General features: G+C 48.6%; 11 protein-coding genes and 1 tRNA gene. All 12 read right to left on the bottom strand.

Annotation, left to right across the window (positions count from 1 at the left end):
- Nucleotides 1-86: 86 nt before the first annotated feature.
- The 12 genes from fusA to A10D4_RS12875 all read right to left on the bottom strand — a co-directional run bounded on the left by fusA (nucleotide 87) and on the right by A10D4_RS12875 (nucleotide 15,532).
- A complete protein-coding gene (fusA, locus tag A10D4_RS12930; RefSeq protein WP_008490037.1) occupies nucleotides 87-2,210 on the bottom strand; it encodes an elongation factor G in 2,124 nt (707 codons plus the stop codon).
- A gap of 27 nt (nucleotides 2,211-2,237) precedes the next feature.
- Nucleotides 2,238-2,708 (bottom strand): 30S ribosomal protein S7, encoded by a 471-nt coding sequence (gene rpsG / locus A10D4_RS12925; RefSeq protein ID WP_008490036.1) that lies wholly within the window; start codon nucleotides 2,706-2,708, stop codon nucleotides 2,238-2,240.
- A gap of 75 nt (nucleotides 2,709-2,783) precedes the next feature.
- Complete coding sequence (gene rpsL, locus A10D4_RS12920; RefSeq protein ID WP_008490035.1) at nucleotides 2,784-3,158, bottom strand: 30S ribosomal protein S12; 375 nt, start codon at nucleotides 3,156-3,158, stop codon at nucleotides 2,784-2,786.
- Nucleotides 3,159-3,381: 223 nt separating this feature from the next.
- A complete protein-coding gene (gene rpoC / locus A10D4_RS12915; RefSeq protein WP_008490032.1) occupies nucleotides 3,382-7,608 on the bottom strand; it encodes a DNA-directed RNA polymerase subunit beta' in 4,227 nt (1,408 codons plus the stop codon).
- 69 nt (nucleotides 7,609-7,677) lie between these two features.
- Nucleotides 7,678-11,706, bottom strand: coding sequence for a DNA-directed RNA polymerase subunit beta (rpoB, locus tag A10D4_RS12910; RefSeq protein ID WP_008490031.1), 4,029 nt, complete (start codon nucleotides 11,704-11,706; stop codon nucleotides 7,678-7,680).
- Nucleotides 11,707-11,918: 212 nt separating this feature from the next.
- Nucleotides 11,919-12,296 carry a 50S ribosomal protein L7/L12 gene (gene rplL / locus A10D4_RS12905; RefSeq protein ID WP_008490030.1) on the bottom strand — a complete coding sequence of 126 codons (378 nt, stop codon included), beginning with the start codon at nucleotides 12,294-12,296 and terminating at the stop codon, nucleotides 11,919-11,921.
- A gap of 55 nt (nucleotides 12,297-12,351) precedes the next feature.
- On the bottom strand, nucleotides 12,352-12,870 hold the full coding sequence (gene rplJ, locus A10D4_RS12900) for a 50S ribosomal protein L10 (RefSeq protein WP_008490028.1): 519 nt from the start codon (nucleotides 12,868-12,870) through the stop codon (nucleotides 12,352-12,354).
- Between the two features lie 334 nt (nucleotides 12,871-13,204).
- Nucleotides 13,205-13,900, bottom strand: a complete 696-nt coding sequence (gene rplA, locus A10D4_RS12895; protein ID WP_008490027.1) for a 50S ribosomal protein L1 — start codon at nucleotides 13,898-13,900, stop codon at nucleotides 13,205-13,207.
- A 3-nt stretch (nucleotides 13,901-13,903) separates the two neighbouring features.
- Nucleotides 13,904-14,332 carry a 50S ribosomal protein L11 gene (gene rplK, locus A10D4_RS12890; RefSeq protein ID WP_008490026.1) on the bottom strand — a complete coding sequence of 143 codons (429 nt, stop codon included), beginning with the start codon at nucleotides 14,330-14,332 and terminating at the stop codon, nucleotides 13,904-13,906.
- Nucleotides 14,333-14,480: 148 nt separating this feature from the next.
- Nucleotides 14,481-15,020, bottom strand: a complete 540-nt coding sequence (gene nusG, locus A10D4_RS12885; RefSeq protein ID WP_008490025.1) for a transcription termination/antitermination protein NusG — start codon at nucleotides 15,018-15,020, stop codon at nucleotides 14,481-14,483.
- A gap of 2 nt (nucleotides 15,021-15,022) precedes the next feature.
- Nucleotides 15,023-15,403, bottom strand: coding sequence for a preprotein translocase subunit SecE (secE, locus tag A10D4_RS12880; protein WP_008490024.1), 381 nt, complete (start codon nucleotides 15,401-15,403; stop codon nucleotides 15,023-15,025).
- Nucleotides 15,404-15,455: 52 nt separating this feature from the next.
- Nucleotides 15,456-15,532: transfer RNA gene (locus A10D4_RS12875), tRNA-Trp, on the bottom strand.
- Nucleotides 15,533-15,722: the final 190 nt, after the last annotated feature.

Genomic DNA, 15,722 nt, shown 5'->3' with positions numbered 1-15,722 from the left:
TCGAACGTTCAAATTTTTCTTTAGACATGACTTTTCCTTAAACTTAAGTTGAAAGTCCGGTCCTAGGGAACCGGACCAGACCTTACTTATTTGGTTTCACGCGCAGCCATAACTTGCTCAGCAATGTTATTTGGCGCTTCAGCGTACTTCAGGAACTCCATCGCATACGATGCACGACCTTGCGTCTGTGAACGCAGGTCAGTCGCATAACCGAACATTTCCGATAATGGAACCTGAGCGTTAACGGCTTTCAAGCCGCCTGGCGCATCTTCCATACCTTCAATGATACCGCGACGACGGTTCAAGTCACCGACTACATCACCCATGAACTCTTCAGGGGTTACGACTTCAACCTTCATCATAGGCTCAAGCAACGCAGGTTTAGCTTGCAGCGCACCCTTTTTGAAGGCCATGCTACCAGCGATTTTGAACGCCATTTCTGACGAGTCAACATCGTGGTAAGAACCATCATATAAGGTCGCCTTGACACCCAATACTGGGTAGCCGGCAAGTACACCTTGCTGCATTTGTTCCTGAATACCTTTGTCAACCGCTGGGATGTACTCTTTCGGTACCACACCACCAACGATTTCGTTGACGAATTCGTAAGTAACATCATCACCGTTTTCATCTTCGGTGATTGTCATAGGCTCAAGACGCAACCAAACGTGACCATACTGACCACGACCACCTGATTGACGTACGAATTTGCCTTCGATTTCAACTTTCTGGCGAATCGCTTCGCGGTAAGCAACCTGAGGCGCACCTACGTTACATTCAACTTTAAATTCGCGCTTCATACGGTCAACGATGATGTCTAGGTGCAATTCACCCATACCAGAGATGATTGTCTGGCCAGACTCTTCGTCAGTTTTCACGCGGAAAGATGGATCCTCTGCGGCCAACTTACCTAAAGCGATACCCATTTTTTCTTGGTCAGCTTTAGTTTTTGGCTCTACGGCTACCGAGATAACCGGCTCAGGGAATTCCATCCGCTCCAGCGTGATGATGTTATTAGGATCACACAATGTGTCACCCGTGGTCACATCTTTCAAACCGATTGCTGCGGCGATGTCGCCAGCACGAACTTCTTTGATTTCTTCACGGTTGTTTGAGTGCATCTGCACCATACGACCAACACGTTCTTTCTTGCCTTTAACCGGGTTGAATACGGTATCACCCTGGTTCAATACGCCAGAATAAACGCGCATGAAGGTCAATGTACCCACGAATGGGTCGGTTGCGATTTTGAACGCCAACGCCGAGAACGGTTCGTTGTCGTCAGACTTACGCACGCCTTCAGACTCATCATCCAGAATACCGTTAATCGCCTTAACTTCGGTTGGTGAAGGTAAGAATTCGATAACCGCATCCAATACTGCTTGTACGCCTTTGTTTTTGAAGGCAGAACCACAAGCACACAGAACGATTTCGTTAGCCAAGGTACGAGCACGCAGGCCTTGCTTGATTTCAGCTTCGGTTAATGCACCTTCTTCCAGGTATTTTTCCATTAACTCTTCAGAAGCTTCTGCAGCGGCTTCGACCAATTCGTTGTGATATTCCTCACACTCGTCAACCATATCTTCTGGAATCGGGTCATAGGTAAAGGTCATACCCATGTCGTCTTCGTTCCAGTTAATGGCTTTCATTTTAACCAAGTCAATAACGCCTTTAAATTCGTCTTCAGCACCGATAGGCAACTGAATTGGAACTGGCACAGCGGCCAAGCGGGTTTTGATTTGATTAACAACGGCTAAGAAGTCAGCGCCTGCACGGTCCATCTTGTTGACGAAAACCATGCGCGGTACTTCATATTTGTTCGCCTGACGCCAAACGGTCTCGGTCTGCGGCTGTACACCTGAAGAGGCACACAATACCACTACCGCACCATCTAGAACCCGCAGTGAACGTTCTACTTCGATAGTGAAGTCAACGTGTCCAGGGGTGTCGATGATGTTTACCCGATGCTCAGGAAACTGCTGGTCCATACCACTCCAGAAACAGGTGGTAGCAGCAGAGGTGATAGTAATACCACGCTCCTGCTCCTGCTCCATCCAGTCCATGGTAGCTGCACCATCATGAACTTCACCGATTTTGTGTGACAAACCGGTGTAGAACAGAACTCGTTCGGTCGTAGTCGTTTTACCAGCGTCTACGTGAGCACAAATACCGATATTACGATAGCGCTCAATCGAAGTTTTACGAGCCACAATAAACTCCTTTCGGTTGCGTGTGAATTACCAGCGATAGTGAGCGAAGGCTTTGTTCGCTTCAGCCATGCGGTGAACGTCTTCACGTTTCTTCACAGCAGACCCTTTGCTTTCAGATGCGTCCAGCATTTCTGCAGCCAGACGTTGCGACATAGATTTTTCACCACGGGTACGCGCAGCATCAACCAACCAGCGCATAGCCAGTGCATTACGACGTACTGGACGAACTTCTACCGGTACTTGGTAGGTAGAGCCACCAACGCGACGAGATTTAACCTCGACGGTAGGACGTACGTTGTCCAATGCGACTTCAAAAATTTCTAAATGATCTTTACTTGATTTCTCAGCCATGATGTCTAATGCACCATAGATGATTTTTTCAGCGACAGATTTTTTACCGTCAACCATGACGATATTGATAAATTTGGCCAACAGCTCTGATCCGAACTTAGGATCAGGCAGGATTTTACGTTGACCTATGACGCGTCTTCTTGGCATCTCAGTATTCTCCGATTAATTCAGGGATTTACCCAAAACTCTAATTAGTGGTTTGGCCTTACTAACGGAGAACCGTTAAGATTTAGGCCGCTTGGCGCCGTACTTAGAACGGCCTTGACGACGGTCGTTTACGCCAGCGCAGTCAAGCGCGCCGCGTACGGTGTGATAACGCACACCCGGTAAGTCTTTAACACGACCACCGCGGATAAGTACAACCGAGTGCTCTTGCAGGTTGTGACCTTCACCACCGATGTACGAGCTAACTTCGTAACCGTTAGTCAAACGAACACGACATACTTTACGTAATGCTGAGTTCGGCTTTTTAGGGGTTGTCGTGTACACGCGAGTACAGACACCACGTTTTTGTGGGCAAGCTTCCAGAGCCGGGACGTTGCTTTTTGCAACCGGCTTCTGGCGACCTTTGCGCACCAGCTGGTTAACTGTTGCCATTCATTACTCCTGATTATGTTGATGCTTATCAACCGTGTGAAAATCTATGATCCCCAAAATGGGGACGCCGAATTGTAATGGTCAGATTTTCACCTGTCAAGGTTACAAACTAAAGAGCCAAGGCGGGTGAGGCCTTGGCTCTGATAACTGACGTCTGTGACAGCACGCCTTAATGATGCCTTAGAAAAATGACGATTCGATGACCGTCATTTCTAAGTGACTGTTATTCCGCGTTATCGCTATCGTTACCGGCGTTCAATGCGTCGGCCAGTTGTTGCTCAGCTTCTTCGGCGGTCAGACGTGGAGCAATAACTTCCACATCTTCGGCACGTTTACGCTGACGATCGCGATGGTAAGCATAACCAGTACCCGCAGGAATCAGACGACCAACGATGACGTTTTCTTTCAAGCCACGCAGACTGTCTTGCTTACCCTGTACCGCCGCTTCGGTTAGTACGCGAGTAGTTTCCTGGAACGATGCCGCTGAAATAAACGATTCAGTCGACAACGAGGCTTTGGTAATACCCAGCAACTGACGGTCGAACAAGGCTGGCATTTTGCCATCGGCTTCAGCTTGCGCGTTGGCCGCTAACACGTCGGACAACTCCATCATCTCGCCTTCCAGCAGCTCGGTCTCACCGCTACGCAGAATCAATGCTTTACGCAACATCTGACGAACGATGACTTCGATGTGCTTATCGTTAATTTTTACACCCTGCAGGCGATAAACTTCCTGCACTTCGTTAACGATATAGTTGGCGACAGCGCTGATACCGCGTAACCGCAGAATATCATGTGGCGCTTCTGGACCATCGGCGATAACCTCACCCTTCTCAACTGTCTCACCCTCGAATACGTTGATTTGACGCCATTTAGGGATCATTTCTTCGTACGAGTCAGAGCCATCGTTAGGGGTGATTATCAGGCGACGCTTACCTTTGGTTTCTTTACCGAAGCTCACGGTACCGGTAATTTCGGCCAAAATTGCTGGCTCTTTCGGGCGACGCGCCTCGAACAAGTCGGCAACGCGCGGCAGACCACCGGTAATGTCGCGAGTTTTTGAACCCTCTTGCGGAATACGCGCCAAGGTATCACCGATTTTCACCTCAGAGTTATCCTCCAAGTTAATAATCGCGTTACCCGGCAAGAAGTATTGCGCAGGAATATCGGTACCAGCGATGTTGACGTCGTTACCTGCTTCATCAACCAGTTTTACCATCGGACGCATGTCTTTACCGGCGCTGGTACGCTGACCAGTTTCCAGTACTACGATGCTCGACAAACCGGTTAATTCGTCGGTTTGACGGGTCATGGTGACGCCATCGATCAAGTCAACAAACTTGATGCGACCCGCTACCTCGGTGATGATTGGGTGCGTATGCGGGTCCCAATTAGCAACGGTTTCGCCAGCATCAACGGCTTCACCGTCTTGCTTCTTCATGACCGCGCCGTATGGCACTTTATAACGCTCACGCTCACGACCAAATTCGTCAATCAGGGTCAGCTCGGTAGAACGCGAGGTAATAACATGATGACCATCGCTGTTTTCTACGCTCTTCAGGTTATGCAGTTTCAATGAACCGCCATTTTTAACCTGAACGCTATTTTCGGCTGACGCTCGTGACGCCGCACCACCGATGTGGAAGGTACGCATGGTTAACTGAGTACCAGGTTCACCGATTGACTGCGCCGCGATAACACCGACCGCCTCACCTTGGTTAACGATATGGCCACGGGCCAAATCACGACCGTAACAGTTGGCACACACACCAAAATCGGTTTCACAGGTGATGGCAGAACGTACTTTCACTTCGTCGATCGAGTTTTCTTCTAACACGTCACACATTTTTTCATCTAATAATGTGTTGCGCGGCAGTAAGACCTCTTTATCACTACCCGGCTGCATGACGTCTTCACACAGTACACGGCCTAGTACGCGCTCACGTAATGGTTCTACAACGTCACCACCTTCGATCAGCGGTTTCATGTATAGACCTTCGTGAGTACCACAGTCCTCTTGCATGACCACGACGTCTTGTGCAACGTCAACCAAGCGACGAGTCAAATAACCCGAGTTGGCGGTTTTCAGTGCGGTATCGGCCAAACCTTTACGCGCACCGTGGGTCGAGATGAAGTACTGTAGTACGTTCAAACCTTCACGGAAGTTAGCGACGATTGGTGTTTCGATGATAGAGCCGTCCGGCTTCGCCATCAAACCACGCATACCGGCCAACTGACGAATCTGTGCGGGGCTACCACGAGCGCCCGAGTCCGCCATCATATAAACCGAGTTGAATGAATCCTGCTCTTCGTTGTCACCGTCGCGGTTAACCACGGTTTCTTTCGACAGGTTTTCCATCATCGCTTTTGATACGCGCTCGTTAGCGGTCGACCAAATATCGATGACTTTGTTGTACTTCTCACCGGCGGTTACCAAGCCTGATTCGAATTGTTCCTGAATTTCAGCAACTTCCGCTTCAGCTTCGTCAATGATCGCTTTTTTCGCATCCGGGATAACCATGTCGTTGATGCCGATCGAGGTACCCGAGACCATCGCGTAATGGAAACCGGTATACATCAATTGGTCAGCAAAGATGACCGTCGGCTTCAAACCGATAGTACGGTATGCGGTATTCAGCAAACGTGCGATTGGCTTTTTGCCCATCGGCTGGTCGATCAAGCTAAACGGCATACCCGCTGGCAGAATCAGCGATAAAATCGCACGACCGGCAGTAGTCTGATAGCGGGTGATCGATTCGCTACGGTTACCTTCTTCGTCAACCAGTGTTTCTTCAATACGTACCGAGATGCGGCTATGCAATTCAACGGCACCACTGCGATAAGCTTTTTCTACTTCGCGTGGATCAGCGAAGTTCATACCCTCGCCTTTACCGTTAATTTTTTCGCGCGTCATATAGTACAAGCCCAAGACAACGTCTTGCGAAGGTACGATGATCGGCTCACCACTGGCTGGTGATAACACGTTGTTAGTCGACATCATTAACGCCCGCGCTTCAAGCTGAGCTTCTAATGTCAACGGTACGTGAACGGCCATTTGGTCACCGTCGAAGTCGGCGTTATAAGCCGCACACACCAACGGGTGCAACTGAATCGCTTTACCTTCGATGAGCACCGGTTCAAACGCCTGAATACCTAAACGGTGCAGGGTTGGTGCACGGTTTAATAACACTGGGTGTTCGCGAATGACTTCGTCCAGTACGTCCCAAACTTCTGGGATTTCGCGCTCGACCATTTTCTTCGCTGCTTTAATCGTGGTAGCCAGACCGCGTGCTTCTAATTTGCCGTAAATGAATGGCTTAAACAGTTCCAAGGCCATTTTTTTCGGTAAACCACACTGATGCAAACGCAGTTTCGGGCCAACGGTGATAACCGAACGGCCTGAGTAGTCGACCCGCTTACCCAAGAGGTTTTGACGGAAACGACCCTGCTTACCCTTGATCATATCGGCTAGCGATTTTAATGGACGCTTGTTAGAGCCGGTAATGGCGCGACCACGACGGCCGTTATCTAACAATGCGTCAACCGCTTCTTGTAACATACGCTTTTCGTTACGTACGATAATATCCGGTGCAGCTAAATCTAATAAGCGCTTCAAACGGTTGTTACGGTTGATCACGCGACGGTACAAGTCGTTCAAGTCTGAGGTCGCAAAACGACCACCCTCTAACGGTACCAATGGGCGCAGATCCGGTGGTAAAACCGGCAGCACTTTCATGATCATCCACTCAGGCTTGTTGCCTGACATTTGGAATGATTCCAGCAACTTCAAACGCTTGCTGATTTTCTTACGCTTAGTTTCAGAGTTGGTTTCTGGCAACTCTTCACGCATTTGCTTGATTTCGCCGTCGATATCGATCGCGCGTAATAGATCCAGAACCGCTTCTGCACCCATTTTCGCATCGAATTCGTCGCCGTGCTCTTCAAGCGCGTCTAAATATTCTTCTTCGGTCAGAATCTGACGTGGCTCAAGCGCGGTCATGCCTGGCTCGGTCACGACGTAAGATTCAAAATACAACACGCGCTCGATATCACGCAGTGTCATATCCATGATCAAACCGATGCGAGATGGCAACGATTTCAAGAACCAAATATGCGCCACTGGGCTAGCCAGTTCGATGTGACCCATACGCTCACGACGTACTTTGGTCAGCGTGACTTCAACGCCACACTTCTCACAGATGACACCACGGTGCTTCAACCGCTTGTATTTACCACACAAGCACTCGTAATCTTTAACTGGGCCGAAAATACGCGCACAAAACAGGCCGTCGCGTTCAGGCTTAAAGGTACGATAGTTAATAGTTTCCGGCTTTTTTACTTCGCCGTACGACCAACTACGGATCATATCCGGAGACGCAAGCGCGATGCGAATGGCATCGAATTCTTCCGCCTGATTCATTGGTTTTAAAAACTTCAGCAAGTCTTTCACGATTTGTCTCCTGTCGGAGTTAAACCCTTGGGGAGTCGAAACTCCCCAAATTCAAGTCCGGTAACGGTATTAATTCTGCTCTAACTCGATGTTGATACCGAGTGAGCGGATTTCTTTCAGCAATACGTTGAAAGATTCCGGCATACCCGCTTCCATCTGTAGGTCATTATCAACAATGTTTTTGTACATCTTGGTACGACCGTTTACGTCGTCCGATTTCACTGTCAACATTTCCTGCAGCGTGTAAGCCGCACCGTAAGCTTCCAGTGCCCACACTTCCATCTCACCGAAGCGCTGACCACCGAATTGTGCTTTACCACCCAGCGGCTGCTGAGTAACCAGACTATAAGAGCCGGTTGAACGCGCGTGCATCTTGTCGTCGACCAAGTGGTTCAATTTCAGCATGTACATGTAACCGACAGTTACGTCACGCTCAAACTTCTCACCGGTACGACCATCAAACAACTTGATTTGGCCTGACTCTGGAATATCGCCGAGCGCCAACAACTGTTTGATTTCCTCTTCACGAGCACCATCGAATACTGGTGTCGCGATTGGTAAACCACCTTTCAAGTTGTTCGCTAAACGCAGTACTTCTTCGTCGCTGAATTCGTCGATGTTTACTTCTTGACGGCTTTCACCCAAGTCATAAACTTTCTGCAAGAACTCACGCAACTCTGCGATTTCGCGCTGTTGCTGTAGCATCGCTTCAATCTTCAAGCCGATGCCTCGCGCCGCCATACCCAAGTGAGTCTCAAGGATCTGACCGATGTTCATCCGCGATGGTACACCCAGCGGGTTCAATACCAAGTCAACCGGATTACCGGTTTCGTCGTGCGGCATATCTTCCATCGGTACGATAGTCGAGATAACACCCTTGTTACCGTGACGACCAGCCAGCTTATCACCCGGCTGAATACGACGGCGAACGGCCAAGTAGACTTTAACGATCTTCAACACACCCGGTGCCAAGTCGTCACCTTGAGTGATCTTACGGCGCTTGGTCTCGAACTTGGTGTCAAAGTCTTCGCGAATTTCAGCATATTGGTCAGCGATGCGTTCCAATTGCTGTTGCGCGTCTTCATCACCTAAGTTCTGCGTCAACCACTTACTACGCTCCATGCCAGCCAGCTTAGCTTCGTCGAAGCCATTTGCTAGTAACAAGTTGCGAGCACGACCGTAGATACCTTCTTCAAGGATCTTGAATTCGTCGGTTAAGTCTTTCTTCGCTTTTGCGAGTTGCATCTCTTCGATGGAAACTGCGCGTTTGTCTTTTTCGACGCCGTCACGAGTAAAGACTTGTACGTCGATAACTGTACCGCTAACACCATTTGGCACACGCAATGAGCTATCTTTAACGTCCGAGGCTTTCTCACCGAAGATGGCACGCAATAGTTTCTCTTCTGGCGTTAATTGTGTTTCGCCTTTTGGCGTCACTTTACCCACCAGAATATCGCCGCCGTTAACTTCGGCACCAATATAAACGACGCCAGCTTCATCCAGTTTGCCCAACGCCGATTCACCGACGTTAGGAATGTCCGAAGTAATTTCTTCTGGACCTAACTTGGTATCACGAGCAACACAGTTCAGCTCTTGAATATGAATGGTGGTCATGCGGTCTTCTTGTACCACACGCTCCGAGATCAGAATTGAATCTTCGAAGTTATAACCATTCCAAGGCATGAACGCTACGCGCATGTTTTGGCCTAACGCCAAATCACCTAAATCGGTTGATGGACCATCCGCCAAAACGTCGCCACGCATTACCGGTTCACCAGGTGTGACGGTCGGTTTTTGGTTAATACAGGTGTTCTGGTTCGAACGCGTGTATTTGGTCAGGTTATAGATATCGATACCCGCTTCGCCCGATACCATTTCTTCTTCATTAACCTTAACCACGATACGGGCAGCGTCAACAAAATCGACTACACCACCACGTTTAGCAACCACGGTTACACCCGAGTCAACCGCTACCGTACGCTCGATACCAGTACCGACCAACGGCTTGTCAGCACGTAGTGTGGGTACTGCCTGACGTTGCATGTTCGAGCCCATCAAGGCACGGTTAGCATCGTCATGTTCCAAGAACGGAATCAAGCTCGCTGCAATCGATACGATTTGTTGCGGAGCAACGTCCATGTATTGAACTTGCTCTTTACTCATCAGAGTAAATTCGTTTTTGTGACGACAAGGTACTAGCTCTTCAACCAATTCACCTTTGTCGTTAAGCGCAACGTTAGCCTGCGCGATAACGAATTTACCTTCTTCGATAGCTGACAGGTAATCGACGTCGTCGGTCACCACACCATTTTCGATGCGACGATACGGTGTCTCTAAGAAACCATATTCGTTGGTACGTGCGAAGGTCGACAATGAGTTAATCAAACCAATGTTCGGACCTTCAGGCGTTTCGATTGGACAGACACGACCATAGTGAGTTGGGTGAACGTCTCGCACTTCGAAACCTGCACGCTCACGCGTTAAACCACCCGGACCTAAAGCCGAGATACGACGCTTGTGCGTCACCTCAGACAATGGGTTGTTCTGGTCCATAAACTGTGACAACTGGCTTGAACCAAAGAACTCTTTCACCGCAGCGCTAATTGGCTTCGCGTTGATCAGATCTTGTGGCATTAAGTTGTCTAAATCACCCAGGCTCAAACGCTCTTTGACTGCACGTTCAACGCGGACTAAGCCAACACGGAACTGGTTTTCAGCCATTTCACCGACCGAACGGATACGGCGGTTACCTAAGTGATCGATATCATCGACCTCATCGACACCGTTACGGATTTCGATGAGCTTTTTCATGACCGAAATGATGTCGTCGTTATCCAGTGTGCCGGCACCGGTCAAGTCATCACGACCTAAACGGCGGTTAAACTTCATGCGACCGACAGTCGATAAGTCATAACGCTCATCACTGAAGAACAAATTATCAAACAATGCTTCGGCAGCTTCACGGGTAGGCGGCTCACCAGGACGCATCATGCGATAAATTTCGACTAACGCTTCCAGACGGTTATTGCTGCTATCGATACGCAGTGTTTCGCTCATGTATGGACCGTGATCCAAGTCATTCACAAACAAGGTTTCGAAGCGCTTGTGACCGGCTTCGCGCAATTTCGCTAATAGCTCAAGCGTTAACACGTCGTTGGCATTGGCCACGACTTCGCCTGATTTCTTCTCAACATGATCTTTGGCGAGGATTTTACCCACCAAGTACTCAAGCGGCACTTCCATTTCGTCGACACCCAGCTTCTCAAGCTGCTTGATGTGACGAGCAGTGATACGACGGCCTTTTTCAACGATGATGTCACCGTCTGGACCAGCGATATCAAACTTCGCGGTTTCACCACGCAGACGTTCCGGCACCAACTGCATAAAGACTTTGTCTTTACGAATTTCAAAGTAAGTGGTGTCGAAGAACATCGCCAAGATTTCTTCGGTGGTGTATTCCAGTGCACGCAAGATGATCGACGCCGGTAACTTACGACGACGGTCGATACGAACGAATACGTTATCTTTCGGATCAAATTCGAAGTCTAACCAAGAACCACGGTATGGGATAACCCGCGCGTTATACAGGACTTTACCTGATGAATGCGTTTTACCACGGTCGTGATCGAAGAACACGCCCGGTGAACGGTGCAACTGCGACACAATAACACGCTCGGTGCCATTGATAACGAAGGTGCCGTTTTCGGTCATTAATGGGATTTCGCCCATATAGACTTCTTGTTCTTTGATGTCTTTGACAGTACCGGCAGCGGCCTCTTTGTCAAATAACACCAAGCGCAGTTTCACCCGTAACGGCGCTGAATAGGTGATGCCACGGATTTGGCACTCATTTACGTCAAACGCCGGCTCTCCCAGTTGATAACTGACGTACTGCAGTTCCGAATTACCGGAATAACTTGCAATCGGAAATACCGAGCGAAATGCCGCTTCCAGGCCATAAGTGCCATCGGGATCGGCATCGATGAATTTTTTAAATGAGTCAAGCTGAATAGACAACAGGTACGGCACCTCTAATACATGAGGTCGCTTACCGAAGTCTTTACGAATACGTTTCTTCTCAGAGTAGGAGTACGCCATGGGGTTCCTCAGCTAGCTGATTGATGACCCTGGACACCAGCGTGTCTGGTGACCAATAACAGATTTCGTCAGTATCTGTTGAGCTCGTTGTTTACTTCAGCATGCAGTCAACAACGAGTAAAAAACTTACATACCTTGCAGCGCAAAAAGGCTGGTGACTAGAAAGTCACCAGCCTTTGGCCTAAACGGCCGCTTCTTGTATAAAAAGAAGCTTACTTAACTTCAACTTCCGCACCAGCTTCTTCAAGCTGTTTCTTCAGTTCTTCTGCTTCGTCTTTGCTGATGCCTTCTTTAACAGCAACAGGTGCAGACTCAACTAATGCTTTAGCTTCTTTCAAGCCAAGGCCAGTTGCGCCGCGTACCGCTTTGATAGCAGCAACTTTGTTACCGCCAGCAGATTTCAGCATAACGTCAAATTCAGTTTTCTCTTCTGCAGCAGCTTCGCCGCCAGCAGCAGGACCTGCAGCTACTGCAACTGCAGCAGATGCGTCAACACCGAATTTTTCTTCAGCAGCTTCGATCAATTCAACCAGTTCCATTACTGGCATTTCAGCGATCGCGTTTAAGATATCTTCTTTAGTCAGAGCCATTACTCGTAACTCCTGGGTTTTAAATGTCAAAAATTAGGTTAAATAACCAAATACGTTATTTTGCGTCTTTAATTGCTGCCAACGTACGCACAAACTTAGCAGGTACTTCGTTAATCGTACGAACGAACTTGCTAACAGGCGCCTTGAAGGTGGCCAGCAATTTAGCCAATGCTTCGTCGCGAGTCGGAAGTGATGCGATTGCGTCCAGTTTATCTGCACCCAATACACCGTTACCGAGTGACAGAGCCGTGACTTCCAGTTTCTTATTCTCTTTAGCGAAATCTTTGAACAAACGCGCTGCGGCGCCTGGTGCTTCCAAAGAAAAGCCGTAGATCAAAGGACCTTTCAGTACCGTGCTCATGTCGTCAAACTGCGTACCTTCGAAAGCACGTTTTGCTAAGGTATTCCGGATAACTTTCAGGAATACGCCTTGCTCACGAGCTTGACGACGTAATGCAGTCAGATCGGCAACTTCCAAACCACGATATTCAGCAACAGCGACGGATAAAGCGTTAGAAGCGACATCGTTAATTTCTTTAACGATGGCTTTCTTTCCAGCTAAACCTAGTGCCACTGATATCACCTCATTGTTTTAATCTGGAACCGAAGTTCCTCGTTACAATTAGGCAGATAAAATCTGCCGACTTGTTACGGTGATTCTTTACCCAGAGAGTCTGAGTCGGATATCACCATCTGCGTAGGTTATTAAGTGCCGCACAAAACAAAGAACCTGCGGTACACCTACGGTCTTGGATGAGAGCCACATCAATTAATGCCGAAACATTAACGGAGAGGCAGCTCCAACCCACAAACTGTTGAAAAACGGTCAAAAATTATACTTTATTTTTAAACCTTTGCAAATCAATTTGCATGCATTCCAACAATTCAATTACGCCTTAACGGTTAACTTAGTTAGCCGCTAAAGTTGCTTGGTCAATTGCCACGCCAGCGCCCATAGTGGTCGACAGGCTGACTTTCTTCATAAATTGACCTTTAGCAGATGCTGGCTTAGCTTTTTTCAATGCGGCCAACAGTGCTTCTAAGTTTTCTTTCAGTTTGTCGTTATCGAAGTCGACACGGCCGATGGTAGCATGAACGATACCGTTCTTGTCGTTACGATAACGTACCTGACCCGCTTTAGCGTTTTTCACTGCGGTTTCGACGTCAGGTGTTACGGTGCCAGTTTTAGGGTTTGGCATCAGGCCACGTGGACCTAAGATTTGACCCAACTGACCGACGACGCGCATTGCATCAGGAGAAGCAACCACGACATCAAAATTCATTTCGCCTTTCTTAACTTGGTCGGCTAAGTCTTCCATACCGACTAAGTCAGCACCGGCTGCTTTAGCTTTTTCAGCGTTAGCACCACTGGTGAATACCGCTACGCGAACGTCGCGACCAGTGCCGTTAGGTAATACGGTTGCACCACGAACGTTTTGGTCCGATTTACGCGCATCAATACCTAGGTTAACAGCAACGTCAACACTTTCGACGAACTTGGCGGTTGCCAGTTCTTTTAACAGAGTCAAAGCTTCGTTGATGTCGTAATCACGAACTTCAACTTTTTCACGGATAAGGCGTGCGCGTTTAGTTAATTTAGCCATCGATTAGCCCTCCACATTCAGGCCCATCGCGCGGGCAGAACCGGCGATAGTGCGTACTGCTGCGTCTAAGTCAGCTGCGGTCAGATCTGGTTCTTTAACTTTCGCGATCTCTTCTAACTGAGCACGGGTAACGGTACCCACTTTCTCAGTGTTAGGACGACCTGAACCACTTTTGATACCTGCAGCTTTTTTCAGCAAGAAAGAGGCTGGAGGTGTTTTAGTGATGAACGTGAAAGAACGGTCTTCGAAGACAGTGATTTCAACAGGAACCGGTGCACCTTTTTCCAGGCTGTCGGTTTGTGCGTTGAACGCCTTACAGAATTCCATGATGTTCACACCGTGTTGACCCAATGCAGGACCTACCGGTGGTGAAGGGTTTGCCGCACCAGCTGCTACTTGCAGCTTGATGATGGCAGAGACTTTCTTAGCCATGATTGACTTCCTCTACTGTGGGTGTAACGCCTCGTAAGCCTTCAAAATAAATGAGAGGAGACTTACTCAAACGGCTTCCCGTTATAAAAAAGGACGCGAATTATAGGCGAATTCGCGCCCCAGATCAATATGATCGTCGAATTTATAATCAGGCTTTTTCGACCTGACCAAACTCCAGTTCAACCGGTGTTGCGCGACCAAAAATGGAAACCGATACCGTAACCCGGCTTTTCTCGTAATCGACTTCTTCGACCACACCATTAAAGTCGGCAAATGGACCGTCGTTAACGCGTACCACTTCACCTGGTTCAAATAAGGTTTTCGGCTTCGGCTTGTCGGTCGATTCTTGCAAGCGATTCAGAATTGCATCGGCTTCGCGCTGAGTGATGGGTGTAGGTCGATCACTGGTACCGCCAATGAAACCTAACACACGCGGCACACTTTTGACTAAGTGCCAACTCTCTTCGTCCATCGCCATTTGTACCAGCACATAGCCCGGAAAGAATTTACGCTCACTTTTTCGACGTTGTCCTGCGCGCATTTCTACCACTTCTTCGGTTGGCACTAATACTTCACCGAATTTGTCTTCCATGCTATGCATTTTGATGTACTCACGCAGCGATTGCGCAACACGCGACTCATAGCCGGAGAACGCTTGTACGACATACCAGCGTAAATTATCACTCATGATTAAAACTCCAAGCCGGTCAAGAAACCAACGACGCGTACTAAAATACCGTCCATACCCCACAGAATCAGCGACATGATAACAGTCGCGATAATCACGATTAGGGTCGTTTGTGTCGCCTCTTGGCGCGTTGGCCAAACGACTTTGCGTACTTCGGTACGACTCTCTTTCGCAAAACGCAGGAACTGTTGGCCTTTGCTGGTCATGGCTGCGGTGAAGCCGGCAACAGCAACCAATGCCACTACCGCGATAGCACGGTAAAGCACCGAGACTTGTTCGCTATAATAGTGATTACCAACGATAGCTACCGCCAGCAAAGCAAATACCAGGATCCACTTGATGGCGTTAAGCGAACTGCTTTGCGTTTCTGTGTTTGCACTCATTCGTTCAGTCCTGCCTGTTACGAGCAATTCTTAGCATATTATGCTTTTAATTTGGCAGGGGCGGAGGGATTCGAACCCCCAACCGTCGGTTTTGGAGACCGCTGTTCTACCAATTGGAACTACGCCCCTGCTGATATTCCATCGCTGCTTAACCGTTTAAAGATGTTGGGGAAGCGAATGCTGATGGAATGGACGCCGTATTATACCGATTAAGGTGCGCTTCGCAATAACTTCGCTGGAAAAACGCTAGATTCAACGAATTTATCAGCGTTTGCTAAGCGCAGATACAAAAAAGCCCGCAGTTAAGCGGGCTTTTAGG

The organism is Idiomarina xiamenensis 10-D-4 (assembly GCF_000299895.1).
Classification (GTDB): Bacteria; Pseudomonadota; Gammaproteobacteria; order Enterobacterales; family Alteromonadaceae; genus Idiomarina; species Idiomarina xiamenensis.
The sequence above is the reverse complement of the archived record's forward strand: the minus strand, read 5'-3'. Positions and strand labels throughout refer to the sequence as shown.